Annotated in this window: 23 protein-coding genes; 11 read left to right on the top strand and 12 right to left on the bottom strand. The window is 70.8% G+C overall.

Translation table 11 applies throughout. The features are described 5' to 3' along the window. Window positions 1-98 precede the first annotated feature (98 nt). The gene (gene soxR, locus OG390_RS10830; protein ID WP_406167005.1) at window positions 99-608 is read left to right on the top strand and encodes a redox-sensitive transcriptional activator SoxR; all 510 of its coding nucleotides are present in this window, start codon (window positions 99-101) and stop codon (window positions 606-608) included. A 77-nt stretch (window positions 609-685) separates the two neighbouring features. Here soxR and OG390_RS10825 read toward each other — a convergent pair whose 3' ends face one another. From OG390_RS10825 to OG390_RS10815, 3 genes are all read right to left on the bottom strand, one after another. Continuing rightward, window positions 686-1753 carry an RNA ligase (ATP) gene (locus OG390_RS10825; protein ID WP_406167003.1) on the bottom strand — a complete coding sequence of 356 codons (1068 nt, stop codon included), beginning with the start codon at window positions 1751-1753 and terminating at the stop codon, window positions 686-688. Window positions 1754-1879: 126 nt separating this feature from the next. Then, window positions 1880-2608 carry a 3-keto-5-aminohexanoate cleavage protein gene (locus tag OG390_RS10820; protein ID WP_406167001.1) on the bottom strand — a complete coding sequence of 243 codons (729 nt, stop codon included), beginning with the start codon at window positions 2606-2608 and terminating at the stop codon, window positions 1880-1882. 136 nt (window positions 2609-2744) lie between these two features. Continuing rightward, a complete protein-coding gene (locus tag OG390_RS10815; protein ID WP_406167000.1) occupies window positions 2745-3347 on the bottom strand; it encodes a hypothetical protein in 603 nt (200 codons plus the stop codon). A 287-nt stretch (window positions 3348-3634) separates the two neighbouring features. On the opposite strand from OG390_RS10815, the gene OG390_RS10810 reads away from it, so the two are divergent. Continuing rightward, entirely contained in the window at window positions 3635-6421 is a 2787-nt protein-coding gene (locus OG390_RS10810; protein ID WP_406166998.1) for a penicillin acylase family protein, read from the top strand. A 294-nt stretch (window positions 6422-6715) separates the two neighbouring features. Here OG390_RS10810 and OG390_RS10805 read toward each other — a convergent pair whose 3' ends face one another. Both OG390_RS10805 and OG390_RS10800 read right to left on the bottom strand, forming a co-directional pair. Continuing rightward, complete coding sequence (locus tag OG390_RS10805) at window positions 6716-8038, bottom strand: serine-threonine protein kinase (protein WP_406166996.1); 1323 nt, start codon at window positions 8036-8038, stop codon at window positions 6716-6718. 93 nt (window positions 8039-8131) lie between these two features. After that, window positions 8132-9370, bottom strand: coding sequence for an exo-beta-N-acetylmuramidase NamZ domain-containing protein (locus OG390_RS10800; protein ID WP_406166994.1), 1239 nt, complete (start codon window positions 9368-9370; stop codon window positions 8132-8134). 217 nt (window positions 9371-9587) lie between these two features. Between OG390_RS10800 and OG390_RS10795 the strand changes: the two genes are divergently transcribed. The 3 genes from OG390_RS10795 (at window position 9588) to OG390_RS10785 (ending at window position 12684) form a co-directional block, all read left to right on the top strand. After that, window positions 9588-10352, top strand: a complete 765-nt coding sequence (locus tag OG390_RS10795) for an SDR family oxidoreductase (RefSeq protein WP_406166992.1) — start codon at window positions 9588-9590, stop codon at window positions 10350-10352. Beyond that, entirely contained in the window at window positions 10349-12010 is a 1662-nt protein-coding gene (locus tag OG390_RS10790) for a class I adenylate-forming enzyme family protein (protein ID WP_406166990.1), read from the top strand. The genes OG390_RS10795 and OG390_RS10790 overlap by 4 nt, the downstream gene beginning before the upstream one ends. Window positions 12011-12090: 80 nt before the next feature. Then, on the top strand, window positions 12091-12684 hold the full coding sequence (locus OG390_RS10785) for a TetR/AcrR family transcriptional regulator (RefSeq protein ID WP_327427538.1): 594 nt from the start codon (window positions 12091-12093) through the stop codon (window positions 12682-12684). A gap of 188 nt (window positions 12685-12872) precedes the next feature. On the opposite strand, the gene OG390_RS10780 is transcribed toward OG390_RS10785, so the two are convergent. The 3 genes from OG390_RS10780 to OG390_RS10770 form a co-directional block, all read right to left on the bottom strand. Further along, complete coding sequence (locus tag OG390_RS10780; protein ID WP_406166988.1) at window positions 12873-14123, bottom strand: acyl-CoA dehydrogenase family protein; 1251 nt, start codon at window positions 14121-14123, stop codon at window positions 12873-12875. A gap of 6 nt (window positions 14124-14129) precedes the next feature. Beyond that, window positions 14130-15152 carry a phosphotransferase family protein gene (locus OG390_RS10775; protein WP_406177602.1) on the bottom strand — a complete coding sequence of 341 codons (1023 nt, stop codon included), beginning with the start codon at window positions 15150-15152 and terminating at the stop codon, window positions 14130-14132. Between the two features lie 138 nt (window positions 15153-15290). Continuing rightward, window positions 15291-15587, bottom strand: a complete 297-nt coding sequence (locus OG390_RS10770; protein ID WP_406166986.1) for a hypothetical protein — start codon at window positions 15585-15587, stop codon at window positions 15291-15293. A gap of 114 nt (window positions 15588-15701) precedes the next feature. Here OG390_RS10770 and OG390_RS10765 point away from each other — a divergent pair, with 114 nt between their 5' ends. After that, window positions 15702-16637 (top strand): NADP-dependent oxidoreductase, encoded by a 936-nt coding sequence (locus OG390_RS10765; protein ID WP_399096709.1) that lies wholly within the window; start codon window positions 15702-15704, stop codon window positions 16635-16637. 232 nt (window positions 16638-16869) lie between these two features. On the opposite strand, the gene OG390_RS10760 is transcribed toward OG390_RS10765, so the two are convergent. From OG390_RS10760 to OG390_RS10745, 4 genes are all read right to left on the bottom strand, one after another. Further along, window positions 16870-17193 (bottom strand): DUF202 domain-containing protein, encoded by a 324-nt coding sequence (locus tag OG390_RS10760; RefSeq protein ID WP_406166984.1) that lies wholly within the window; start codon window positions 17191-17193, stop codon window positions 16870-16872. Continuing rightward, on the bottom strand, window positions 17190-17582 hold the full coding sequence (locus tag OG390_RS10755; RefSeq protein ID WP_406166982.1) for a YidH family protein: 393 nt from the start codon (window positions 17580-17582) through the stop codon (window positions 17190-17192). Before OG390_RS10755 ends, OG390_RS10760 begins: the two co-directional genes overlap by 4 nt. 218 nt (window positions 17583-17800) lie before the next feature. Next, window positions 17801-18358 (bottom strand): NUDIX hydrolase, encoded by a 558-nt coding sequence (locus OG390_RS10750; RefSeq protein WP_406166980.1) that lies wholly within the window; start codon window positions 18356-18358, stop codon window positions 17801-17803. Window positions 18359-18424: 66 nt separating this feature from the next. After that, window positions 18425-19318 (bottom strand): DMT family transporter, encoded by an 894-nt coding sequence (locus tag OG390_RS10745; RefSeq protein WP_406166978.1) that lies wholly within the window; start codon window positions 19316-19318, stop codon window positions 18425-18427. 311 nt (window positions 19319-19629) lie between these two features. On the opposite strand from OG390_RS10745, the gene OG390_RS10740 reads away from it, so the two are divergent. From OG390_RS10740 to OG390_RS10720, 5 genes are all read left to right on the top strand, one after another. Continuing rightward, window positions 19630-21285, top strand: coding sequence for an FAD-binding dehydrogenase (locus OG390_RS10740; RefSeq protein ID WP_406166976.1), 1656 nt, complete (start codon window positions 19630-19632; stop codon window positions 21283-21285). A gap of 173 nt (window positions 21286-21458) precedes the next feature. Further along, on the top strand, window positions 21459-22409 hold the full coding sequence (locus OG390_RS10735) for a hypothetical protein (protein ID WP_406166975.1): 951 nt from the start codon (window positions 21459-21461) through the stop codon (window positions 22407-22409). A 71-nt stretch (window positions 22410-22480) separates the two neighbouring features. Next, entirely contained in the window at window positions 22481-24046 is a 1566-nt protein-coding gene (locus OG390_RS10730) for an APC family permease (protein WP_406166973.1), read from the top strand. 113 nt (window positions 24047-24159) lie between these two features. Further along, complete coding sequence (locus OG390_RS10725) at window positions 24160-24996, top strand: molybdopterin-dependent oxidoreductase (RefSeq protein ID WP_406166971.1); 837 nt, start codon at window positions 24160-24162, stop codon at window positions 24994-24996. Beyond that, window positions 24980-25615 (top strand): cytochrome b/b6 domain-containing protein, encoded by a 636-nt coding sequence (locus OG390_RS10720; RefSeq protein ID WP_406166969.1) that lies wholly within the window; start codon window positions 24980-24982, stop codon window positions 25613-25615. The genes OG390_RS10725 and OG390_RS10720 overlap by 17 nt, the downstream gene beginning before the upstream one ends. Window positions 25616-26236 lie beyond the last annotated feature (621 nt).

Genomic DNA, 26236 nt, shown 5'->3' with positions numbered 1-26236 from the left:
CTCCCGCGTCGCATTGTCTAAGCGACTGCTTAGCATGCTCGGGTGAGGGGCTTCTGTCAACGCACCGCAGGTGTGCCGAGGTGGGTTAGGTTCGAGGGGTGCCCCAGATTCCCGAGAAGATCCACGAACTCACGGTCGGCCAGCTGTCGGCCCGCAGCGGCGCCGCCGTCTCCGCCCTGCACTTCTACGAGTCCAAGGGTCTGATCAGCAGCCGCCGCACCACAGGAAACCAGCGCCGCTACCACCGGGACGCGCTCCGCCGCGTCGCCTTCGTGCGCGCCGCGCAACGCGTCGGCATCCCGCTCGCCACCATCCGTGAGGCACTCGCCGAACTCCCCGAGGAGCGCACCCCGACGCGGGAGGACTGGGCCCGGCTCTCGGAGGCCTGGCGCTCCGAACTCGACGAGCGCATCAATCAGCTGAGCCGGCTGCGGGACCACCTCACGGACTGCATCGGCTGCGGCTGTCTGTCGCTGGAGAACTGTGTGCTCTCCAACCCGGACGACGTCTTCGGTGAGCGCTTGACCGGCTCCCGGCTCCTGGTGGAACGCCCCGGCGCCCAGCGAAGGCAGCAGAAGCGGCAGCGGGAGCCCGAGGACGCCCGCTGACCGCCGCGGTGGGCCCCCGCACGGTGACACGGTGACCGCGCGCGTACGGAGCCCCACAGGCTCCGTACGCGCACTGTCTACTCGTACTCCGTGCCGCCCTTGCGCGTCAGATACGCCGGGCTGACCGCCTTCGCAATCGCCCGGCCGCCCGTGACCGGGCTGTACCGCTCGATGGCAGGGCGGATCACGACGCCCTCGCGCAGATGCAGCTCGCGCCCGGACACGGTCTCCCGGCCCGAGGCGACCTCCAGGACGCGCCCGATGTCGTACGGGCCCTCGTACAGCCGTGGCACCAGCGGGAGTTCACCGTCCAGCAGGGTTGCCGCGTCCAGCCAGCGGACCTTGCCGTCGATCTCCGCGGACACGTCGAACACGGCGTAACCGATCGTCTCGCGGCGGCCGTCTGCGCCGTACGACAGGTCCTGTACACCCGCCCCGTACACCTCGCCGAAGATGCCGACCCGGCGCGCGCCCAGCCGCTCGGCGAGCCGGGCCGCGGCCTCCGCGACCCCGTGGCCATGGACGGCGCGCCAGCACAGATTGCGCGGGTCCTCCCTCAGCGCCAGGGACTTGGCGCCGAAACCCTTCGACGAGACGTGCGCGCGTCCCTCGTCGGCGACATAGGTCAGCAGGCAGGCCGAACCGTGCAGCTTCTCGGTGAGGACGACGGGCTCGCCCGGGGTGAAGATGTCCGGGTACCGCTGGATGTTCTCGATGTCGACCCAGGGCAGCAGATCGGGCGCGGACTCGACCTCGCCGTCCATCGTCGGCGGGATCGGTGCCACCCACTTGACGATGCCGAGCATCTCGGCGAAGTCGGTCCCCTCCTCGGCGGCCTTCGCCAGGTCGACGTCCGACAGTGCCTTCGGGCGGCACACGATCCCCTGCGACAGCTCACCGCGCAGTCGTACGGCTCTGACCCGGTCCGACGTGCTACCCGCCAGTCGCCCGGTCAGCCCCAGCTCCTCGATCAACTCGGCCGGGAGCACGGACTGCTCCGGGATGTAGACGGCGCGCTCGCCGGTGCGGTAGGCGCCCTTGGCGACGACGGCTCGGTACAGGCCGACCTGGGCCAGTTCGAGCGCGTCGGCGTTCGGATGCTCATGGATGGTCAGCACTTCGGCGGTGACGCGCAGCGTCGACATGGCGGGACTCCTCGGGTTCCTCAGCCGGGTTTCATCGCCCCCAACTGTCCGGAGGAGAAAGCGCTGGAGCGAGTGGATTTGCGGCTGGTACCGTCGGGCCGCCCGCGCCGAAGTCGTCGACCGCTCCTACGGCAAGCGCCGGGCCGCCTCGTACTGAACCAAGCCCTCCGCCACCAACTCGCTGTTGGACACCGCCCGCTCCCCGCCCGGCAGGACCAGGGTGTCCTCCAGGCCGATCCGTGTGGCGAGCCCCAGCCGCCCCGCGAGTCGCAGCACCGGCCAGGTGCCGCCCTCCACGCCGTGCAGCAGGACGGGCCGGCCGTGGTGTGTGCCGAGGTCGGCGAGGAGGGCTCGGGCCGACTCCTGGGCCGTCCGAGCGGAGGTGTCCATCACCTCGGCCAGGACCCGCAGCACCCGGGGCGCGAGGGGTGACGCGGCGAACCGCGCGGCGCCCTCGGTGTCGGACCAGATGCCCGCCTCCACGCCGATCCCGCGGTCGAGGAGCGCCGCCGCCACCTCCTCGGCGCCCGGCTCATGCCAGTTGACCGAGGCGTGGTCGGGCAGGACGGTCCAGGAACGCACGCGCTCGGCGCGGGCGGCGGGATGCGGCTCGGCCCACGCGCCGGTGGTCACGCCGACGGGGACGCTCACCCGCGCCCGTATCGCCTCGAGCGTCGCCGCGACCGCCTTGGACGACAAGGTGTCCTGCCCACAGGGTGACTTGGGATGGACATGGATGTCCGACGCCCCGGCCGAGACGGCCTCGGCCGCGGACTGGGCCATCGCTGCGGGCGACATCGGCACGACGGCGCCGTCCGCCGCTCCGCGAGCTCCGTTCACACAGACCTGCACCATGCCTCGATGGTGCCAGGCGCCACTGACAACCAGGCGGGAGCGACCGGACGAACGGCCGCGCGGGTGGGCGTACAGGGTCAGGGTGCCGTGGGCACCCGCACGGGGGTGCGGCACTGTCGGCGCACCCCCGTCGTGCTCACGCCGATACGAGCATCCGTCCGCGCCTGGCCTCTGCCAGCGCCTCGGACGTCAGAACGGGGCGCGGCACCACGATTCCGCACCGTGCGCACACCGGACCCGACGAGGGTTCGTGGGCCAGGTCGTACTTCCATGTGAGGCGCTCCCAGGCGCACACCGGGCAGACCGCGCCCGGCTCGCGCTCCAGCGCGGCGATCAGCCGGCGCAGCACCTCGGTCAGTGGTTCATGGGGGTGGATCTTCGGGTCGTCACACCACGCGACCCCGAAGCCGCCCCAGGTGAGCCGGTGCCAGTCGTCCACACTGCCCGGGCTGCGCAGCCCGTCGTGCTTCTCCTTCTTGCGACGCTGGGCGAACTCGGCCTCGTAGGCGAGCCAGACGGAGCGGGCCTCCTCCACCTCGTCCAGTGCGGCCACGAGCCGCGCTGGATCGGGGGACCGGTCCTCGGGACCGAACCCGGCCCGGGAGCACAGATGGTCCCAGGTCGCCCGATGCCCGTAAGGGGCGAACTTCTCAAGGCACTTGCGCAGTGAGTAGCGCCGCAGTGCCAGATCGCACCTCGGATCTCGCACCTGTCTCGCCAGACTCCGGAAACCGGCCATCGCCCTGCACCTCCGTCACACCTGCACCTGAACTTCGGTCACTTCGGCGTCGTCGTCGTATGGACGTCGCCGAATAGACGTATCGACAAGCGATTCGGCTCCATCCATTTTCGATGACCGCCATAAGCCACCCGCCGAGTTGCCCCCGGCCTACCTCCTGCCGCTGTCAGCCGCCTGTCGACGGCGCTGTCGGGACGCGATGAATCCCAAAAACTGACGCATGTTCATCTTCAATCTCGGGGATACCGGCGGTAACGTCCGGCCCACCCCCGTCGGGAGGAGCTGCCATGCCAGGGCGCACCCCACGCACCACGCTCGACAGACTGAGAACTCCCCGCAGATTCCCCAAGTTCCTCAAGGCCGCATCCGTATGCGTCCTCATTGCCGGTCTTTTGTCGCCCCTTTCCCAGGCGGCGGCGGCCGACCCGTCGACCACGGCGGCCGCGAACGACTACTGCGGCGGCCAGTGTTCAGACATCCTCCCGCCCGGCGAGAACGGCAACGCGACCCTCGCCCAGATCCTCCTCAACCAGGCCTTCGGCACCCAGCCGGACCACGCCGAGGATCAGCTCGCCCCCTACGGGAACCTGCCCTCCGGCTCCTCCACGCTCACCGACGCGAAGATCAACACCTTCTTCAACGACGCGTCCTTCGGGGTCGCTTCGGACCAGGTCGCCTCGACCACGAAGCCGCGCACCGACGTGACGATCGTCCGCGACAAGAAGACCGGTGTGCCGCACATCACGGGTACCACCCGCTACGGGACGGAGTACGGCGCCGGGTACGCCGCCGCCCAGGACCGGCTGTGGCTGATGGACGTCTTCCGGCACGTCGGACGCGGCCGGCTGACCACCTTCGCCGGCGGCGCGGCGTCCAACCAGGGCCTCGAGCAGGAGTTCTGGCGCAACGCGCCCTACACCGAGGCCGATCTGCAGGCCCAGATCGACAACGCCATCGCCGGCAACGGCGAGCGCGGGCAGCAGGCGCTCACCGACGCCAACGCCTACCTCGACGGCATCAACGCCTACATCGATGCCTCCGACAGCGGTCGCTACTTCCCCGGCGAGTACGTCCTGACCGGCCACAAGGACTCCGTCACCAATGCCGGCACCATCGACCACTTCAAGCTCACCGACCTGGTCGCGCTGGCCTCCGTCATCGGCGCCCTCTTCGGCTCCGGAGGCGGCGGCGAGGTCAACAACGCTCTCTCGCTGCTCGCCGCCCAGTCCAAGTACGGCGTGACCGAGGGCACCAAGATGTGGGAGTCCTTCCGCGAGCGCAACGACCCCGAAGCGGTCCTCACCGTCCACAACGGCGAGAGCTTCCCGTACACCGCGAAGCCCGACTCCCCGCAGGGCGAGGCCCTGCCCGACGCCGGTTCGGTGACCCAGGAGCAGCTGGTCTACGACCGTACGGGCAGCGCCGCCACCTCCACCGCCACCAGCGCCTCGGCCACGGCGGCCACCACGTCCCTCACCTCGGCCAAGCGCGGTATGTCCAACGCCCTCGTGGTGAGCGGCAACCACACGGCCAGCGGCCACCCGATCGCCGTCTTCGGTCCGCAGACCGGCTACTTCGCGCCACAGCTGCTCATGCTCCAGGAGATCCAGGGCCCGGGCATCAGCGCCCGCGGCGCCTCCTTCGCGGGTCTGAGCATGTACGTCGAACTCGGCCGCGGCCAGGACTACTCCTGGAGCGCGACGACCTCCGGCCAGGACATCATCGACACCTACGCCGTCGAGCTGTGCCAGGACGACTACCACTACCTGTACCACGGCACCTGCACGGCCATGGACAAGGTCGAGCAGACCAACTCGTGGAAGCCGACCGTCGCCGACGGCACCGCCGCGGGCTCGTACCGGATGCAGGTCTACCGGACCAAGTACGGCCCGGTGGAGTACCGCGCGACCGTCGGCGGCAAGAAGGTCGCGTACACCACCCTGCGCTCCTCCTTCATGCACGAGGCCGACTCGATCATCGGCTTCCAGATGCTCAACGACCCGGACTACGTCAAGAGCCCGGCGACCTTCCAGAGCGCGGTGCAGCACATCAACTACACCTTCAACTGGTTCTACGCCGATTCCTCGCACACCGCGTACTACAACAGCGGTGACAACCCGGTGCGGGCCACCGGTGTCGACGCCGAGTTCCCGGTGTGGGCGCAGGCGGCGTACGAGTGGAAGAACTGGAACCCGACGACGAACACCGCCGACTACACGGCGGCGTCCGCCCACCCCAACTCGGTCGACCAGGACTACTACATCTCCTGGAACAACAAGCAGGCCAAGGACTACACGACGGCCTCCTGGGGTGACGGCTCGGTCCACCGCGGAAACCTGCTCGAAGACCGGGTGAAGAAGCTGGTCGCGGCGGGTGGTGTCACCAGGTCCGCACTGGTGAGGGCCATGGCCGACGCGGCGCTCGCCGACCTCCGGGCCGAGGACGTCCTGCCCGACCTGCTGAAGGTCGTCAACAGCTCGACGGTCACGGACTCGACGGCCGCGGCGGCCGTCGGCAAGTTGTCCGCGTGGGTGACCGCGGGTGCCAAGCGGACCGAGACCTCGTCCGGATCTCACACCTATGCCAATGCCGACGCGATCCGCATTCTGGACGCCTGGTGGCCGCTGCTGGTGAAGGCGGAGTTCCAGCCGGGGCTCGGCAGCGATCTGTACACCGCGTTCGGCAACAACCTCCCCATCGACGAGTCGCCGTCGGCGGCGCACGGCCCGACCGGCTCGCACGCCGGAAGCTCCTTCCAGTACGGCTGGTGGAGCTATGTCGACAAGGACATCCGGGAGGTCCTCGGGGAGTCGGTGCAGGGTGGTCTCTCGCAGAAGTACTGCGGCGGCGGCAGCCTCAGTGCCTGTCGGGACACCCTGATCAGCACGCTCAAGGAGGCGGCCGGCAAGACCGCGTCCGACGTCTACCCCGGCGACGACCAGTGCTCGGCGGGCGACCAGTGGTGCGCCGACTCGATCGTCCAGCGGACGCTCGGCGGCATCAAGCACGGCAAGATCAGCTGGCAGAACCGGCCGACCTATCAGCAGGTGGTGGAGTACACGTCGCATCGGTGACGACGCCCACGGGTGTTGGCCAACGGGCGTTTCGCCTACGTCCGTTGGCCAGCGTCCGTTGGTCAATGCCTGTTGGTCAACGCAGGTTGGCCAGCGTCGATTGGGCAACGCCCGGTGGGGCAACGCCGGATGGCCTACGCGGGTGGGCCTAAGCAGGTTGGTCAACGCCGGTTGGTCGACGCCGGTTGGTCGACGCCGGTGGGTCAACGCTGGTTGGTCAACGCTGGTTGGTCAACGCTGGTTGGTCGACGCCGGTTGGTCAACGTCGGTTGGCCAACGTCGGTGGGCGGCGGGTCACTGAATACGGCCCGCCGCCAGCACCACCCGCGCCAGTTGCCGGTGGCAGATGTCGCTGTGGGCCCCGGACGGGGGACCGCCGTGCCGGACCACTGCCGCGGCGTCGATGTTCACGCACCCCGACGTGGGCAGCCGTGTACTGAGGGCGTCGGCCAGCGTGTACGACTTCGTGCCCGCCACCGCCTGCACCCCGTCGTGGCCCATCGCGCCCCACTGGGCGCCCAGGGCGCGGCCGATGTCGAAGCCCGCGGCGACCGTCCGGGAGTCGCCCGCCATCCGCGAGGCCAGCGGATAGATCTTGCCGAGCGCCGAGTCGAAGTGGGAGTAGCAGCACACCAGGGGACCGTCGATGCGGTTCTGCTGGCCGTCCAGCACACCGCTCGCCCGTGCGTCATGGGGCAGCCGCGCCGCGAACGCGTAGTGCGAGAAGGCCCCTTGGAGCAGCGTCACCGACTTCACCGTGCGCACGCCCTCGGGCAGGCCGCGCAGCGCGAAGGAGACCAGGCGCCCGCCGAAACTGTGTCCGACGAGATGCACGCGCACATCGGGCGCTGCCTTGGCGAGTTGCCCGATCGCGCGCCCGAGCCCGCGCTCACCGACCGTGCCGGCGCGCCGTTTCATCGCGTAGTACGTGGCCTGGCGCAGCAGTTCGTGCGCGCCGTCCCACAGCCGTGGCAGCGCGAACGAGGCGGCGCCGGGAGTCTCGGCCTCCGCCAGCGCCTGCGCGAACTCGCCGCAGACCGTCGCCGTGTCCCCGAAGAGCATCTCGGGGTCGCTCTCCGGTACTCCTTCCGCCAGCGTGTCCGCGGTGAAGGCGGCCTGCGGCCCCTGCGGCCGGACCTCGACGAGCAGCCGTACGAGACGTCCGAACTCCTCCAGCGAGGCGCCCTCGTCGGGCTGTTGGTCCAGCAGTCGGGCGATCTGCTCGACCACCGTCGCACGGCCCGGGAACACTTCCAGAAGCGCGTGCCGGGTGTTCTTGTCGAGGACGGGCCGCGCGGTCGGGGCGATGCCGGCGGCCACCGACGCAGGGAAGTCGGGGATCGGCTCGTCCGAGAAGCGCATCGAGGGCCACACCACTCCCACGTATCCCAGGCGCGCGGTCGGCGCGAGCCCGGGGACGGGCTCGAAGAAGCGGCTGTAGAGCCGGGTGGCGCCCGAGCGGTCGTTGTTCCAGCCGTGCGCGAAGACGACCAGGTCACGGACCTTGCGCTGCGGTACCTCCCGCAGCAGCCGGTCCCGTTCCCGGCCGTCGACGTCCCCGTCCGCGTCGAAGGTGAGCTCCCAGTAGGGAGAAACACTCACTGCCGGATCGGCCATGACAAGCCCCCTCGTCCCCCGCGGGCGGTGCGATCTGGGCGCATCGTCCTACCAGGGGCGAAGGTTGGCCATACGTCACGACGCATCCGTACCTCATCCGTAGAGGAGGTACTCCTTCCGTACGCGCTGGAATGCCTTCAGTTCGTCCTGCCAGGCCGCCGCGATCTCGTCGGCCGTCGCGCCCGCGTCGATCATCGTGCGCACCAGCGTCGAGCCGGTCAGCTTGTCGATCCAGTTGTCGGAGCGCCAAGTGAAGCCGCTCCAGACCTTCTTGGCGGTCACGAGGAGGGCGATGCCGGTGCGTACGGGGTCGTACGCCGCCCGGTCGTGCACATGGATCTGCACGCCCCCGATGGTCTTGCCCTGGAACTTGGAGAAGGTGGGAGCGAAGTACGCCTCCCTGAAGTGCACCCCGGGGAGGCCCAGTCGACCGGCTTCGAGGGCCCAGCGTCCGTCGATGCCGTCCGCGCCGAGCAGCTCGAACGGGCGGGTGGTGCCGCGCCCCTCGGACAGATTCGTCCCCTCGAAGAGGCAGGTCCCCGAGTACACCAGGGCGGTGTCCTCCGTCGGCATGTTCGGGCTGGGCGGCACCCAGGGGAGCCCGGAGGCGTCGTAGAAATCCGAGCGCTTCCAGCCCGACATGAGTACGGTGTCCAGCGCCACCGGCGCCGCCAGGAACTCCCCGTTGAACAGCCGCGCCAGCTCCGCCACCGTCATCCCGTGCGCCTGCGCGATCGGCTGCCGCCCGACGAAGGTCGCGAACTCCTTGTGCAGAACGGGTCCTTGCGCCGCCCGCCCGGTCACCGGGTTCGGCCGGTCGAGCACCACGAAGTGCTTGCCCGCGAGCTGGGCCGCCTCCATGCAGTCGTACAGCGTCCAGATGTACGTGTAGAAGCGCGCGCCCACGTCCTGGATGTCGAAGACGACGGTGTCCACGCCGGAGGCGGTGAAGATGTCGGCCAGCGGCCGGCCGCTCTTGAGGTACGTGTCGTAGACGGGCAGCCCGGTCGCCGGGTCGTCGTAGCGGCCCTCCGAGCCGCCCGCCTGCGCGGTGCCGCGGAAGCCGTGCTCGGGGCCGAAGACGGCGACCAGGTTCACGCGGTCGTCGGCGTGCATGACGTCGACGATGTGGCGTACGTCTCTGGTGATGCCCGTGGGGTTCGTGACGATGCCGAGCCGCCGGCCGTGGAGTGTGGCGTAGCCGTCTGCTTGGAGGCGCTCGAAGCCGGTGCGCAGGCTGTGGCCGCCTTGCTCGGCCACCTTCGCCGCCAGCGGTGTCAGTGCCGCTGCGGCGGTGCCCGCGGCGAGCAGCGTGCGTCTCGACATGCGCATGGTGTGACCTCCGTGATCGCGGAACGTTGGCATAGGCACGCTAGGCGCTCCTGGCGGAAGTTCGTAGGCTGCGCGGCGGTCGTGGCTTGTCGCGCGGTTCCCCGGGCCCTCGCGGGGCGCTCCCGCTATGGGCACGGTCACCCTTCCCTAGTTACATACCGACTGGTTAGTCTGGCGTCGCAGCAGAGCCGATTCGCGTCGCGTCGAAGGAGACCCGATGGTGGAAGCCGTGCAGGATGCCGGAGTGGTCGTCACCGGAGCGGGGGGCGGTATCGGGGCCGCGCTGGCCCGTCGCTTCGCGGCTGAGGGGGCCAGGGTCGTCGTCAATGACCTGGACGCCGCGAAGGCCAAGGCCGTGGCCGACGAGATCGGCGGCATCGCGGTCCCGGGCGACGCGTCCGCGATCGTGGCCGAGGCCCGGGAAGCCCTCGGCGGCACGGTCGACGTGTACTGCGCCAACGCCGGCGTCGCCGCCGGCGGCTCGGAGGCGGCCGGCGAGAACGTCTGGGCGCTCGCCTGGGACGTCAACGTGATGGCGCACGTCCGCGCGGCCCAGGAGCTGCTCCCGGCCTGGCTGGAGCGCGGCAGCGGCCGCTTCGTCTCCACCGTCTCGGCCGCCGGACTGCTCACCATGATCGGCGCCGCGCCCTACAGCGTCACCAAGCACGGCGCGTACGCCTTCGCCGAGTGGCTGTCGCTGACGTACCGCCACCGGGGCCTCAAGGTGCACGCGATCTGTCCGCAGGGCGTGCGCACCGACATGCTCGACGCCACCGGCAGCGCGGGCGACCTCGTCCTGCAGCCGACCGCCATCGAGCCCGAGGACGTCGCCGACGCGCTCTTCAAGGGGATGGCGGAGGATCGCTTCCTGATCCTGCCGCACCCCGAGGTGGCCGGGTACTACCAGGTGCGGGCCGCGGAGCCCGATCGCTGGCTGACCAACATGAACCACATCCAGCAGAAGTGGGAGGCGGGCCGGTGACCACCTACGCCGAGCGGCCCTGGGTGGCCCTGCTCAATGACGCCCAGCGGGGCCCGGTGAGCCCCGCCGACACCCTGGTCCACGCCCTCCGGGAGGTCGTGACACGCACCCCGGACCGCACCGCACTCGCCTACTTCGACGGGCGGCTGAGCTACCGCGAGGTGGACGAGCTGAGCGACTCGATCGCCGGGCACCTCGCCGCCCGCGGCCTGGAGCGCGGCGACCGGGTCGCGATCCTGCTGCAGAACTCCCCGCACTTCGTGCTGGCCCTGCTCGGTGCCTGGAAGGCCGGCGCGACGGTCGTGCCCGTCAACCCGATGTACAAGTCGGGCGAGGTCCGGCACGTACTCCACGACGCGGAAGTGAGCGCCCTGGTGTGCTCGGACCGCGCGTGGGAGTCGTATCTGCGCGAAACGGCCGCCGACTCACCCGTACGCATCGTGCTGACGGCCTGTGAGCTGGATCTCCAGACCCGCAACGACGGGCGCGTACTGAGCTTCGAGCGGCTGCCGGTCGCGGAGGGCACCGACGACCTCGTGGCCGTCGCGCGGCAGGGCCACAAGGCCCCCGAGGGCCGCGACCTCGGACCCTCCGACATCGCGCTGATCAGCTACACCTCCGGCACGAGCGGCACCCCCAAGGGGGCCACCAACGCGCACGGCAACATCATGTACAACGCCGAGCGGCAGCGGACGGGCCTGGGGCTGCCCGAGGCTCCCGTCTACTTCGCGATGGCGCCGCTGTTCCACATCACCGGGATGGTCTGCCAGCTCGCCGCCTGCCTCAACAGCTCGGGCACGTTGGTCCTCGCGTACCGCTTCGAGGCGGGGGTCGTCCTCGACGCGTTCGCCGAGCATCGGCCCGCGTACACGGTGGGCCCGTCGACCGCCTTCATGGCGCTGGCCGCGCACCCGGCGGTCACGCCGGACCACTTCTCCTCCTTCGTGATCATCTCCTCCGGCGGAGCCCCGCTGCCGCCGGCCCTGGTGGAGAAGTTCCGGGCCGGTTTCGGTCCCTACATCCGCAACGGCTACGGGCTCACCGAGTGCACCGCGCCCTGCGCCTCCGTGCCCCCGGGCCGGGAGGCTCCCGTCGACCCGGTCTCGGGGACGCTGGCCGTCGGCGTACCGGGCCCGGACACGGTCGTACGCATCGTCGACGACCAGGGCAAGGAGGTGCCGTTCGGGGAGCAGGGCGAGATCCTCGTACGCGGACCACAGGTCGTGCCCGGCTACTGGCGCCGCCCCGAAGCCACCGCCGAGACCTTCCCGGACGGCGAGCTGCGTACCGGCGACATCGGTTTCATGGACTCCGACGGCTGGCTCTACGTGGTCGACCGGAAGAAGGACATGATCAACGCGTCCGGCTTCAAGGTGTGGCCGCGCGAGGTCGAGGACGTCCTCTACACGCACCCCGCGGTCCGTGAGGCGGCCGTGGTCGGGATACCCGACGGCTACCGCGGAGAGACTGTCAAGGCGTACATCAGCCTGCGCCCCGGGGCCGAAGAGGACCCCGACGCGCTCGCCGCGTACTGCAAGGAGAGACTGGCCGCCTACAAATATCCGCGGCAGGTGGAGATCCTGCCCGACTTGCCTAAGACGGCGAGTGGGAAGATTCTCCGTCGGGAACTTCGTTCCCGGTCCGAGGAGACCCGGTAAAACGCTCGGGAACGCATCGAAACGCACCAGCACTCACTGGAGTGTTTCGCACGACAACGCTTGGAAGGCAGGTGGCGGCAGTGCCCAGGACGACGGACGGTGACGGTACGCCCGTCCCGCAGCGGCTCTTGGCCGCCGCCACCCGGCTCTTCGCGGAGCAGGGCTACGACCGCACCTCCGTGCAGGAGATCGTCGAGGCGGCGGGCGTCACCAAGGGGGCGCTCTACCACTACTTCGGCTCCAAGGACGATCTCCTGCACGAGGTGTACGCGCGCGTGCTGCGTATCCAGCAGGAGCGTCTGGACGCCTTCGCGGACGCCGACGCGCCGGTCGAGGAGCGGTTGCGCGGTGCCGCGGCCGACGTCGTCGTCACCACGATCGACAACCTCGACGACGCGTCGATCTTCTTCCGCTCGATGCATCACCTCAGCCCCGAGAAGGACAAGCAGGTGCGTGCGGAGCGGCGCCGCTACCACGAGCGGTTCCGAGCGCTCGTGGAAGAGGGCCAGAAAAAGGGCGTCTTCTCCACGGCGACCCCCGCCGACCTGGTCGTCGACTACCACTTCGGCTCCGTGCACCACCTGTCGACGTGGTACCGCCCCGACGGCCCGCTCACTCCCCAGCAGGTCGCCGACCACCTGGCGGACCTGCTGCTGCGGGCGCTGCGGCCCTAGCTGGGATGGGCGTGAGTTCTTTCGCCCCCCTCCGCCCCTGTCAGCCGCTGATCGCGCAGTTCCCCGCGCCCCTTTCAGGGGCGCGGGGAACTGCGCGATCTTTTAGGGGGGTCTGGGGGCGCAGCCCTCAGGGACGGGACGGGCGGGGGCGGGGGGGGCGAAAGAACCCCACCCCCCCGCCGCCCGACTCACACGTACTTCTTGATCTCCCGCCGCGCCAGCGAGCGCTGATGGACCTCGTCCGGCCCGTCCGCGAGCTTCAGCGTCCGCGCACTCGCCCAGAGTTCGGCGAGCGGGAAGTCCTGACTGACACCACCCGCACCGTGCAACTGGACGGCCTTGTCGAGGATGTCGACAACCGTACGCGGCGTGGCGATCTTGATGGCCTGGATCTCGGTGTGGGCGCCCTTGTTGCCGACGGTGTCCATCATCCAGGCGGTCTTGAGGACCAGCAGCCGGAGCTGCTCGACCGCCACACGCGCGTCGGCGATCCAGTTCTGGACCACGCCCTGCTGGGCGAGCGGTTTGCCGAAGGCCGTACGGGACACGGCACGGCGGCACATCAGCTCGATCGCCCGCTCGGCCATGCCGATCAGCCGCATGCAGTGGTGGATCCGCCCGGGCCCGAGCCGCGCCTGGGCGATGGCGAAGCCGCCGCCCTCTTCGCCGACCAGGTTGCTCACGGGCACCCGGACGTGGTCGAACACGACCTCGGCGTGCCCGCCGTGGGAGTGGTCCTCGTACCCGTACACCTGCATGGCGCGCCGGACTTCGAGACCCGGGGTGTCGCGGGGGACGAGCACCATGGACTGCTGGCGGCGGATGTCCGCGCCTTCCGGGTCCGTCTTGCCCATCACGATGAAGATCTTGCAGTCGGGGTTCATCGCCCCGGAGATGTACCACTTGCGGCCGGTGATGACGTACTCTCCCCCACTCTCGGCTCCGCTCGAGCGGGAGGTGCCCCCCTCGTCCCGCTGGATGTGCGTGGTGATGTTCGTGGCGTCGGAGGAGGCCACCTCGGGCTCGGTCATCGCGAACGCCGAGCGGATCTCACCGGCGAGCAGCGGCTCCAGCCACTGCTTCTTCTGCTGCTCGTCGCCGAACTGCGCGAGCACCTCCATGTTGCCGGTGTCCGGCGCGGCGCAGTTCAGCGCGGTGGGCGCCAAGTGCGGGCTACGGCCGGTGATCTCGGCGAGAGGGGCGTACTGGAGGTTGGTGAGCCCGGCCCCGTACTCGGAGTCGGGGAGGAACAGGTTCCACAGGCCCTGCCTGCGGGCCTCGGCCTTCAACTCCCCGACCACGGCGGGTGTGTCCCACGGCGAGGCCAGCTGCGCGCGCTGCTCCTCGGCGACGGCCTCCGCCGGATAGACGTACTCGTCCATGAAGGCGAGCAGTTTCTGGCGCAGCTCCTCGGTGCGCGCGTCGAATGCGAAGTCCATGGCGGATCAGCCTTCCTGGAGGGTGGTCAGGCCGTGCTCGATGAAGAAGGGGACCAGTTCACCGATACGGTCGAAGCCCGCGCCGACAGTCTGGCCGAGCGTGTAGCGATAGTGGATGCCCTCCAGGATCACGGCGAGCTTGAACCAGGCGAACGCCGTGTACCAGGAGACGGCGGACACATCGCGCCCCGAGCGCGCGGCGTACCGCTCGACGATCTCGGCCGGGTCCGGGTGCCCGGCGGCCGAAGCGGTCGTGCTGATGGGGGAGTCGGGGAGATCGAGCGGGGCGCTGTACATCACCAGCAGCCCCAGGTCGGTGAGCGGATCGCCGAGCGTGGACATCTCCCAGTCCAGGATGGCCTTGATCCGGTCGTCGGTGCCGATCAGCACGTTGTCGAGCCGGTAGTCCCCGTGCACGACGGAGGGCGCGGGGGAGTGCGGCAGCGCGCGTCCCAGAGCCGCGTGCAACTCGTCGATCCCCGCGAGGTCGCGGTTCCTGGAGGCGTCCAGCTGCTTGCCCCAGCGGCGCAGCTGCCGGTCGAGGAAGCCCTCGGGCCGGCCGAAGTCCGCGAGGCCCACCTCGGCGGGGTCCACCGAGTGCAGCTCGACCAGCGTGTCCACGAGCCCGAGGACGGCGTCGCGGGTGCGCTCCGGGCCGAGCGGGGCGAGCTGCTGGGCCGTGCGGTAGGGCGTGCCCTCCACGAACTCCATGACGTAGAAGGGCGCGCCGAGCACCGACTCGTCCTCGCACAGCAGCACCGGGCGGGGTACCGGCACGGCCGTCGGGTGCAGTGCGTTGATCACCCGGTGCTCGCGCTTCATGTCGTGCGCGGTGGCCAGCACGTGGCCCAGCGGAGGCCGGCGTACCACCCATTTCGCGGCGCCGTCGGTGAGCGCGTACGTGAGGTTGGACCGTCCGCCTTCGATCAGCCGGCCGGTCAGGGGGCCGTTCACCAGCCCGGGCCGCTCACGGTCGAGCAGGCCGCGCAACTGGTCGAGATCGAGACCTGGCGGGTGGTCTGGGCTCATCATCGCTCCTACGCACACGAAAACGGGACATGACCATGATGCCGACCAGTCGGTATGTCGTCCAGAGAGTGCGCCAAACGTGATCGGCGTCTCGCTCCGGTGGTGCGGATCCCGGAGCGGGACGCCGACCGGGTCGTCCTAGTGGTCGTCCCAGTGGCCGTCGTGCGAGGCGTGCCGGTGGCCGTCGTGCAGATAGTCGAGATGGTCGCCGTGCGCGACGGCGGGGTGCCCGCAGTCCTCGCCGTGCTGGTGGCCGTGCCCGTCGTGGGCCAGGTGACCGCTCGGCTCGCACTCGTCCCAGTGCCCCGCGTGCTCGCGGTGCAGATGGCCGTCGTGCGCGTAGTCGACGTGGTCCCCGTGCCGCACCTCGGTGTGACCGCAGCTCGGTCCGTGGGTGTGCTCGTGGGTGGGGTGTTCCTGGTGAAGGGTGGTCATGCTGCTCGCCTTCGGAAGTGGCGTGGAAGGACGACTCAGGCTAACGCCGCAAACTGCAGTAATTCTGGCTATTCCGGCTTGCGTGCCGTGCGAGTAACCCAGAGGGTCGAGGGCATGAAGGCGATCAGCTACAGCCGGTACGGCGGGCCCGACGTACTGGAGTACGGAGACGTCCGGGACCCCAAGGTGGGACCCGACTCCGTCCTGGTGAAGGTGCGCGCGGCGTCCGTGAACCCCGTCGACTGGAAGTGCCGCGAGGGCTACCTGGACGGGATCCTGGACCCCGTCTTCCCGGTGATCCCCGGCTGGGACGTGTCCGGCGTGGTCGTCCAGCCCGGGGCGTCCGTCACGGAGTTCGCGGTCGGCGACGAGGTCGTGGCGTACGCCCGGGAGGACTTCCTCTCGCGCGGCACCTTCGCCGAGTACGTCGCGGCCCCGGTGCGCACCCTCGCCCGCAAACCGCTGAACCTCTCCTTCGAGCAGGCGGCCGGCCTGCCGCTGGCGGGGCTCACCGCGTACCAGATGTTCACCAAGGTCCTCGACGTGACGGCGGGCGACACCGTCCTCGTCCACGCGGCCGCGGGCGGCGTCGGCTCGATCGCGGTCCAGCTCGCCCGCCACCTGGGGGCGCGCGTGATCGGCACGGCGAGCGAGTCGAACCACGATTTCGTACGGTCCCTGGGCGGCGAGCCCGTCAGCCATGGCGAGGGTCTCGCCGAGCGCGTACGGGCCCTCGCGCCGGAGGGTGTGAACGCGGTTTTCGACACGATCGGCGGTGACACGATGAAGATGTCCGCCGAGCTGCTGGCCCCCGAAGGCCGGCTGGCCTCCATCGCCGACCCCGACGTGGTCGGCTTCGGCGGCCGCTACCACTTCGTCCGCCCGAACCCGCACGATCTTCAGAGCCTGTGCGACCTCGCCGAGCAGGGCGTCGTCTCGGTCCATGTGTGCGAGACGTTCCCGCTGGAACGGGCGGCGGATGCGCATCGGCTGAGCGCGGAGGGGCACACGCGGGGAAAGATCGTGGTGACGGTGGACTGGGCGGACTGAGCCCGGGCCGTCCTCAGAAGCGGCCTCAACCCCGGCTCACCCTCGCAGGGGACCGAACCCCGGTCCCCTTGGAGGCGGACTGAACGCCGGTCCCCTTGGAGGCGGACTGAACGCCGGTCCGCTCGGAGGCGGATTGAACCCCGGTCTGCTCGGGGGCGGCCTGAACCCCGGTCCCCTTGGAGGCGGATTGAACCCCGGTCCGCTCGGAGGCGGCCTGAACCCCGCCTCATCCTCAGAACACGAGTGCCGCCGCGCACACGGCCAGCGCGACCGTGCAGAGGGCCGCCGCCGTCGCGTGGCGGGGTGTGAGTGCCGGGGGGCCGTCCGTGCCGGCTGCCGCGAGCACACGGATACGACGGTGGGCGAGGGCCAGGAAGCCCAGCCAGAGCGCGCAGCAGACGGCGCACACGACGACGCCGGCCACCGAGCGGCCGTGCAGGGCGGTCTTCGTGGCGAGCACGGCGGCGACGGTGCTGGAGAGGGTCGTACGGCGCCACGCGAGCCGCGTACGCTCCGGCTGCAGGCCCGGGTCGCGTTCCCGGGTGGGCCCGGTCATCCTGCCCAGCCGACGAGTACGACGAAGACCATCGCGACGGCGACGATCGCGACGGCGATGCTCAGCAGGGCCGGGAAGCGGGACACCGGCAGGTCTTCGCCTCTGCGCATGGCCTGCTCGCAGCGGATCCAGTGATTGACGGCGCGCAGGGAGCAGAGCACGCCCGCGCCCAGCAGGGCCAGCGCCAGACCGACGCGCCAGCCCCACCGCAGACCGGGCAGGAACTGGTCCACAGCGAAGCCGCCGCCGATCAGCGCGAGGGCGGTGCGCAGCCAGGCCAGAAAGGTCCGCTCGTTCGCCAACGAGAACCGGTAGTCGGGCGTCCCGCCTTCCTTGCGAACCTCCTGGGGTGCGAACCACAGCAGGACATTCCGCACGAGTTCAATCACGTGCTGGACCCTACCGGGGCGCCCGGAGCGGGACGTTGTCGGTGCCGCCCGTTACGGTTCGGGCCATGGGTGTTCCTGCGTCACTGGCTTCGTACGCGCTGTCCGGGTACGGCATCGCGGTCGCCGAGGACCAGGAGCGGGCCCTGGCCGACGCGCTCGCCGAGGACCAGGAGCGGGCCCTGGCCGACGCGCTCGCGGGTGGCCCGCGCCCGGTGGAGTCAGTCCGTCGCCCGGTAGTCCCGCAGCCGCTCGTACGCGACCAGGCCGTCCGGCACCCAGGTCCACTCGCCCAGCCGCCGCTCCACCTCCTCCTCGGGGAGGAAGTCATGCCAGGCGACCTCCTCGACCTGAGGGTTCACCGGGAGCTCACAGCGCACCTCGTACACGGCCGACCACCAGCTCTGACCGGCGCCGTTGTCGTACAGGAACTTGAAGAGGGGGACGGGCCGCGGCAGTCCGCAGACGCCTAGTTCCTCCTCGGCCTCGCGGAGCGCCGCGTCGTCGTAGGACTCACCCGCCCCGACGACTCCACCGACGAACATGTCGTAGAGGGAGGGGAAGACCAGCTTCGTAGGCGTCCGGCGATGGACGAAGACGCGGCCTCCGGCATCCCGCGCCTGAATGAACACGCACCGGTGGCGCAGACCGTGCGCATACGCCTCCCCGCGGGGGGACTGGCCGATGACCTGGTCGTTCTCGTCGACGATGTCGAGGATCTCGGCGGCGGGACTCGTGCCCCCGGCCGCGTTCGTGCCCGCATCCCCCGCCACGCTCATGCCCCCATCCAAGCAGCCCCGAGCCCCGGGCGAGCGGCACCGCCCCGGCCGGCGGGACCGGCACCCTCAATGCCGCTGAAGATCCCGCGACGGCTCTGCCTCCGCCGTCCCGGCCGGCATCGCCGGATGCAGCCCCAGCAGCACGATCCCCGCCACGATGGACGCGAGTCCCGCCGCCTGCCAGGCGAGCGCCCCCGCGTCCGTACGCAGCTGGTCGCCGAGAAAACCCACCCCGCAGACGATCCCGGCCAGCGGCTGGGCCGCGGTGAGCGCGGGCAGTGACATCCGCAGCGGTGCGGTCTCGAAGGCGCTCTGGACCAGGACCAGGCCCGTCACGCCGAGCGCCAGCACCGCGTACGGCTGCCAGCCGGTGAGCAGCTCGCTCCAGCCGCCGGCACTGAACCGCTGCCCGCTGACCCGGGTGAGCGCGTCCTGGACGCCGTACAGCAGCCCCGCGGCCAGCGAGAGCAGCACGGGCCCGGAGCTCAGCCGGGACCGCTTGGCGTAGGTGGTGAGCAGCAGCGCGAGGCCGACCATGATCCCGATGATCAGCCAGTGCCGCAGCGGATCGGTGACGGCGTCGCCGCCCCGCGGCTGACCCGCCACGATGAAGGCCGTGACGCCGCCCGCGAGCAGCGCGAGCCCGGTCCAGCCCTGCCGCCCCAGCGCCTGCTTGGTCTGATGGCGGGAGAGCGCGAGCGCGAAGAGCAGGTTTGTCGCGAGGAGCGGTTCCACCAGGGAGATCTCGCCCTTGCCCAGGGCGATCGCGCCGAGGACCATGCCGCACACCATGAGCCCGATACCGCCCAGCCACCGGGGGACACGGATCAGGTCGAGCAGCAGACGGGGGGAGAGGAAGTCGCTCAGTGGCGCGTGCGAGGCGGCGTTCTGCTGGAGCACGAAGCCGAAGCCCAGACAGCAGGCCGCGCTCACGGCAAGGATCAGAACGAGAACCGACACGCTGTGTACCTCGAGACGTCGGACGGGCCACGGTTGCGTATCCGCCGACTGTAGTGCCAAGGGCCGGGGCCTGCCCCCAGGAGTACCCGGAAACAGGCAGTTGACTCGGTCACTCTTCTTGCCGAAGGATCTGACCGATCAGTAACAAGGTGCGGTCGACCAGCGCGGTCAACCACCACCAATGTCTCATCAACCCGCGACGGTGCCGATCGGTTCGTGACAAACCTCATGACCACCGTTATGAGGAACTTTGTGAGGGTCCCTCATGACGACACCGATCCGACCAGTCGGAATGCCGAGAGGACGGGCCCATGGCCTACGACGCAGATGTGATCGTGATCGGAGCGGGCCTCGCGGGGCTCGCGGCGACCGCGGAGCTCGTCGACGCGGGCCGCAAGGTGATCCTCCTCGACCAGGAGCCGGAGCAGTCGATCGGCGGCCAGGCGCACTGGTCCTTCGGCGGGCTCTTCTTCGTCGACTCGCCCGAGCAGCGGCGCCTGCGGATCAAGGACAGCCACGCGCTCGCCCTCCAGGACTGGATGGGCACGGCCGCCTTCGACCGGCCCGAGGACCACTGGCCACGTCGATGGGCCGAGGCCTATGTCGACTTTGCGGCCGGTGAGAAGCGTTCCTGGCTGCACCGGCAGGGCGTGCGCTTCTTCCCGGTGGTGGGCTGGGCCGAGCGCGGCGGCTACGACGCGGGCGGGCACGGGAACTCGGTGCCCCGCTTCCACATCACGTGGGGGACCGGGCCGGGCCTGGTCGCGCCCTTCGAGCGGCGGGTGCGGGCCGGCGTCGCCCGCGGCCTCGTGCAGCTGAAGTTCCGCCACCGCGTCACCGGCCTCTCGCGCAACGCGGGATCCGTCGACACGGTCACCGGCGAGATCCTTGAGCCGTCCGGCATCGAGCGCGGTCAGGCCAGCAGTCGCGCGGTCACCGGTGCCTTCGAGCTCAAGGCCCAGGCGGTGATCGTCACGTCGGGCGGCATCGGCGGCAACCACGACCTGGTGCGCGCCAACTGGCCGGAGCGGCTGGGTACTCCGCCCGAGCGGATGATCTCCGGCGTCCCCGCGCACGTCGACGGCAGGATGCTCGGGATCGCCGAGGAGGCGGGCGCGCACCTCATCAATCGCGACCGCATGTGGCACTACACCGAGGGCATCCAGAACTGGAACCCCATCTGGGCCAACCACGGCATCCGCATCCTCCCCGGCCCCTCCTCCCTGTGGCTCGACGCGCGCGGCAACCGACTGCCGGTGCCGTTGTTCCCCGGCTTCGACACGCTCGGCACGCTCGAACACATCATGCGGACCGGGTACGACTACACCTGGTTCGTGCTCGACCAGAAGATCATCGGCAAGGAGTTCGCGCTCTCCGGCTCGGAGCAGAACCCCGACCTCACGGGGAAGTCCGTCAGAGACGTCATCGGGCGGGCGCGTGCCGATGTGCCGGGGCCGGTGAAGGCGTTCATGGACAACGGCGTGGACTTCGTCGTCGAGAAGGACCTCGGCGCGCTCGTGCGCGGGATGAACGCGCTCACCAAGGAGCCGCTCATCGAGGAGGCGGAGCTGCGCCGCGTGATCGTCGAGCGCGACCGGGAGATCGCCAACCCGTTCACCAAGGACCTTCAGGTGACCGCGATGCACGGGGCCCGCAGGTTCCTGGGCGACAAGCTGATCCGTACCGCAGCGCCGCACCGCATCCTCGACCCCAAGGCGGGCCCGCTGATCGCCGTCCGCCTCAACATCCTCACCCGCAAGTCCCTCGGCGGGCTGGAAACCGACCTCTCCTCGCGTGTGCTGACCGAGGGCGGTGATCCGCTGGAGGGCGTGTACGCCGCCGGAGAGGCCGCCGGGTTCGGCGGCGGCGGGGTGCACGGCTACCGGTCCCTCGAAGGTACGTTCCTGGGCGGCTGCCTGTTCTCCGGGCGTACGGCGGGGCGGGCGGCGGCCAAGGCGGTGGGCTGAGCCCGGGCGTCACACATCCCCGTCGGCGCGGCGGGTCGCGGGTTCAACTCCGCGGCTCGCAAGGCAAGTTGACACGTGTAGCGAATCGGTCGGCCCTTGACGTGAACCCATGGCTGCGGGTTTGCTGTGCGTGATCGACTCCTGACGAGCCGCGCCTGTGAGGAAGACCCGCGGTGTCACCACCCCCACCTCCCCTCGGCCGCGGTCGCAAGCGCGCGGCCCAGGCCTTCGACGCCGCGCTCGACGACGCCGAACTCGTTGCCGCGCGCGCCTCGTTGAACCAGGGGCGATGGACCGCGGTCCGCGCACTGCTCGCCGCGACCGGCGACGACTGGGATCGGCGTGGTCATCGCGTCACCGTCCTCGCGCAGGAGTCCGCCGCGCTCGCCTGGGCCCGCGACTGGCAGCTCGCCGAACCGGAGTCCGCCGACGCCGCCGTACTCCTCGGCTGCGCCGCCGTCCAGCGCACCCTGAAGGGCAAGGAGCGCCCGGAGCGCGCCCGCGAGGCCTGCAACGCCGCCGCGGCACTCGCGCCCGCCGACCCCACCCCCTGGCTCGGCCTGCTCGTCCTGGAGCGCTCCCTCGGTACCGAGGACGATGTGGTCCAGCTCTTCGACGAGGTGCGTCACCGCTACCCCGATCACCACCACGCCCACCATCTGATGGTCGCCCGGCTCGCCGAACGTCGGGCCGAAGCGGGCCAGGACCCGCTGCACGAGGTGTACGACTTCGCCAACTGGGCCGCCGAACAGGCCCCCGCCGACTCGCCCCTCGCCGTCCTCCCGGTCGTCGCGCACGCCGAGCGCTACCGCGTGCTCGCCACCGCGGGCAGCGAGCCCGCCGATCCGGTCGCTTCCGGGCATTGGGTCGGTCGCCGGGCCCGCCAGGTGATGAAGGCCGCCTTCGACTGGTGGCTGGAGTGGGAACGCGACGACCACCCGCGCCGCTTCGTCGACCTCAACTTCCTCGCCCACGCCAAGTTCTGCGAGGGCCGGGGCGCCGAGGCGGCCGCCCTGTTCCACCGCATCGGAGAGCACGCCACCCCGGTGCCGTGGTCGTACCCGGACCGCGACCCGTACAAAGCCTTCCGTGCCGCTCGCGACAGCGCGCTCGGCACGGTGTGAACGACCGCGCGCGACCGATCCAGACCCCCGAACACCCCCGAGATCCGAACATCCGAAAGGACAACCCCGCGATGACGACGGGCAGTTCGAGCACATCGAGTACGTCGAACACGGGCAGACCGGCCGTCGACGGCGGCGGCATCAGCACCTTCAAGGGACAGGAGCGCGCCCTGCGCGCCGACCGGCTGGGCACGGGCGGTCTGCTGCTGTCCGTCCTCGCGGCGACCGCCCCGCTCATGGTGGTCGCGGGTGTCATGCCCACCACATTCGCGGTGATGGGCATCGTCGGACAGCCGCTGCTCTTCGTCATCCTCGGCGTCGTCCTGGTGCTCTTCAGCGTCGGGTACGCCGAGATGAGCCGGCACGTCCACAACGCCGGCGCCTTCTACGCGTACATCTCGCGTGGCCTCGGCGGCACCGCCGGCGCGGGAGCGGCGCTGATCGCCCTCGTCGCGTACAACGCCCTCCAGGTCGGCATCTACGGCATCTTCGGCTTCGAGGTGTCCGGGCTGTTCTCCACCTACCTGGACCTCGAAATCGCCTGGTGGATACCGGCGTTGGCGGCCGTGCTCGTCGTCGGCGCGCTCGGCTGGCTGAAGATCGACGTCAACGCGCGCGTGCTGGGCGTGCTGCTGATCATCGAGGTGGCCCTCGTCGTCATCTTCGACATCGCCGCGGTCGCCGACCCGGCGAAGCAGGGCCTGTCGCTGCACGCCTTCAACCCGGACACCCTCACCGGTGCCGGGGTCGGCACCGCGCTCTGCTTCTGCGTCGCCGCCTTCCTCGGCTTCGAACAGGCCCCCGTGTACGCGGAGGAGACCAGCCGGCCGCACATCCTCGTGCCGCGCGTGATGTTCCTCGCCGTCGCCGGTGTCGCCGTCTTCTTCGCGCTCAGCTGCTGGGCGCTCACCGTGGCCACCGGCCCCTCCGGGATCGTCGGCGCCTCCCAGAAGCAGAGCGCGGGCCTGCTCTTCTTCCTCACCGAGTCGCGGCTCGGCGGCACCTTCACGGACGTCCTGCACGTCCTGTTCGTGACCGGCATGTTCGCGGCGATGCTCAGCTTCCACAACGTCGTCGCGCGCTACGCCTTCGCCATGGGCCGCGAGGGACTGCTGCCCGCTGCCTTCGGCCGGACGGCCGGCACCAGCGGTGCCCCCGGCACCGGCTCCCTGCTGCAGACCGCCGTGTCCCTGGTGTTCGTGATCGCCTTCGCGGTCGCCGACGACAAGCCGACCGGCGATCCGACCGCACCCGTGCTGCACCTGTTCACCTGGGGCGGCAACATCGGCGCGCTCGGCGTCATCGTGCTGATGGCCGCCGCCTCGCTCTCCGTCATCGTCTTCTTCGCCCGCCGGGGCGCCGCGCGGGCCCAGGCCTGGCGCCTCGCCACCTCCGCCGTCGCGGGCGTCGCGCTGCTCGTCATCGCGGTCTACACGGTCAAGGACTTCGACGTCCTCGTCGGTGCGGGCCCCGGCTCCTCGCTGAGTTGGCTGCTGCCCGGCATTATCGCGGCCGCGCTGGTCATCGGCGTGATCCAGGGCCTGGTGCTGCGCGCCCGCAAGCCTGGGGCGCACGCCCGGATCGGGCTCGGCAACGAGGCGTTCCAGCTGGACAAGGCGGCCGAGTCCGCGTCCTGAAGCGGCCTGCCTGGAGCACGCCTGACGAACGGCACGTAAGAAGTGATTACGGAACGCTGACGGGCACCCGCCGCCGCTGGCCTTTTGGGGGTCGCGGGTGCTCGAATCAGTGTGTGAACCCTGAACAGCCCGAGGAGCGCGAACCGGAGCGATCCGACGAGCGGGCCCGGGAGCGACCCGAAGAGCGAAGTCCCAAGCGGTCCGAGGAGCGAACTCCGCACGACCGGGGTCCGGAGCGGCCCGAGGAGCGTGGGGCGCCGATCGGCCGCCGGGTGCTGCTCGGCACGCTCGGACTCGGCGCGCTCGGTGTGATCGCCGCGCCACCGATCCAGCGCGGCCTCGAATCCTTCCTCGCCGGCGCCTCCGAGAAGGACCCCACGGGCCTCACCGGTCTGCTGCCCAACGGCGGCGGCTTCCGCTACTACTCGGTGGCGTCCTCCGTCCCCCACAAGAACGAGACGAACTACCGCCTCACCATCGACGGCCTGGTCGACCACCCCAGGTCCTACACCCTCGCCGAGCTGCGAGCGCTGCCCCAGACCCGCCTCGTGCACGACGTCCAGTGCGTCACGGGCTGGCGGGTGCCGGGCACACCCTTCGAGGGCGTACGCCTGTCCCGGCTGCTGGACGCCGCGGGAGTGCGCTCCTCGGCCGGGTCGATCCGGTTCACCTGCTTCGACGGGACGTACACGGAGAGCCTCACGCTGCGGCAGGCCCGCCGCGCCGACGTCCTGGTGGCCCTGCGCATGCAGGACAAGCCCCTCGGCCACAACCACGGCGGCCCCGTCCGCCTCTACGTAGCCCCCATGTACTTCTACAAGTCCGCCAAGTGGCTCTCCGGCATCACCGTCACCGAGGACGTCCGTCCCGGTTACTGGGAGGACCGGGGCTACGACGTGGACGCGTGGGTCGGCCGCTCGAACGGACGCGACGATGCACCCACGAGTTGACGACACCCCGGCCGTGTCCCCGCGCTCCGCCCGGGTGCGGCGCTTCAGCCGCGCCGAGCACTGGGTGCACCGTGCGACCGCCCTGCTGATGGGCGTGTGCGTGGCCACCGCGGCCTGCCTCTACATCCCCCAGCTCGCCGAACTCGTCGGCCGCCGCGAGCTCGTGGTCAGGATCCATGAAGTGGCGGGCGTGCTGCTCCCGGTGCCCGTCCTGGCGGGCCTGGCCTCTCGCGCCTTCCGCGCCGACCTGGGCTTCCTGAACCGCTTCGGGCCGCACGACCGGGTGTGGCTGCGCGCGGCGCTGCGTCGCGACAAGAGCCCGGAGTCCCGCCCGGCGGGCAAGTTCAACGCCGGGCAGAAGATCTACGCGGCCTGGATCGCCGGGGCCTCGCTGGTGATGCTGGGCACGGGCCTGCTGATGTGGTTCACCCACCTCACGTCTCTGATGTGGCGCACCAGCGCGACCTTCGTGCACGACTGGCTGGCTCTGACGATCGGCATCGTCCTCGCCGGCCACATCGGCATGGCGCTGGGCGATCCGGAGGCCCGGGAGGGGCTGCGGACGGGGTCGGTGAGCCGGGAGTGGGCGGAGAGCGAGCATCGCCTCTGGCGGCCCTGAGTACGCCGCCGGCAGCATCGGCGCGGCCACCTGGGCGTGCCGCGGCACCCTCGCGGCCCGCGCCGGATCTCGCCGGACCCGCTGGTGCAGCACCGCCGCCGGTTGCGATCGCCCCCGGGGCGTCGCCGCTCAGGGGCTGCGGACGGGGTCGGTGAGCCGGGAGTGGGCGGAGAGCGAGCATCGCCTCTGGCGGCCCTGAGTACGCCGCCGGCAGCATCGGCGCGGCCACCTGGACGTGCCGCGGCACCCTCGCGGCCCGCGCCGGATCGCGCCGGACCCGCTGGTGCGGCACCGCCGCCGGTTGCGATCGCCCCCGGGGCGTCGCCGCTCAGGGGCTGCGGACGGGGTCGGTGAGCCGGGAGTGGGCGGAGAGCGAGCATCGCCTCTGGCGGCCCTGAGTACGCCGCCGGCAGCATCGGCGCGGCCACCTGGACGTGCCGCGGCACCCTCGCGGCCCGCGCCGGATCGCGCCGGACCCGCTGGTGCGGCACCGCCGCCGGTTGCGATCGCCCCCGGGGCGTCGCCGCTCAGGCTCGGTGGCCGCGGGTCGTCCTCGGGGGGCTCATGACGGCACCACCGATGCCGTCCGGGAAGACACTTCGCCGAGGATGCGAAAGCAGC

It is taken from the genome of Streptomyces sp. NBC_00996, assembly GCF_045162675.1.
Classification (GTDB): Bacteria; Actinomycetota; Actinomycetes; order Streptomycetales; family Streptomycetaceae; genus Streptomyces.
This window is presented reverse-complemented; position numbering and strand designations above follow the sequence as displayed.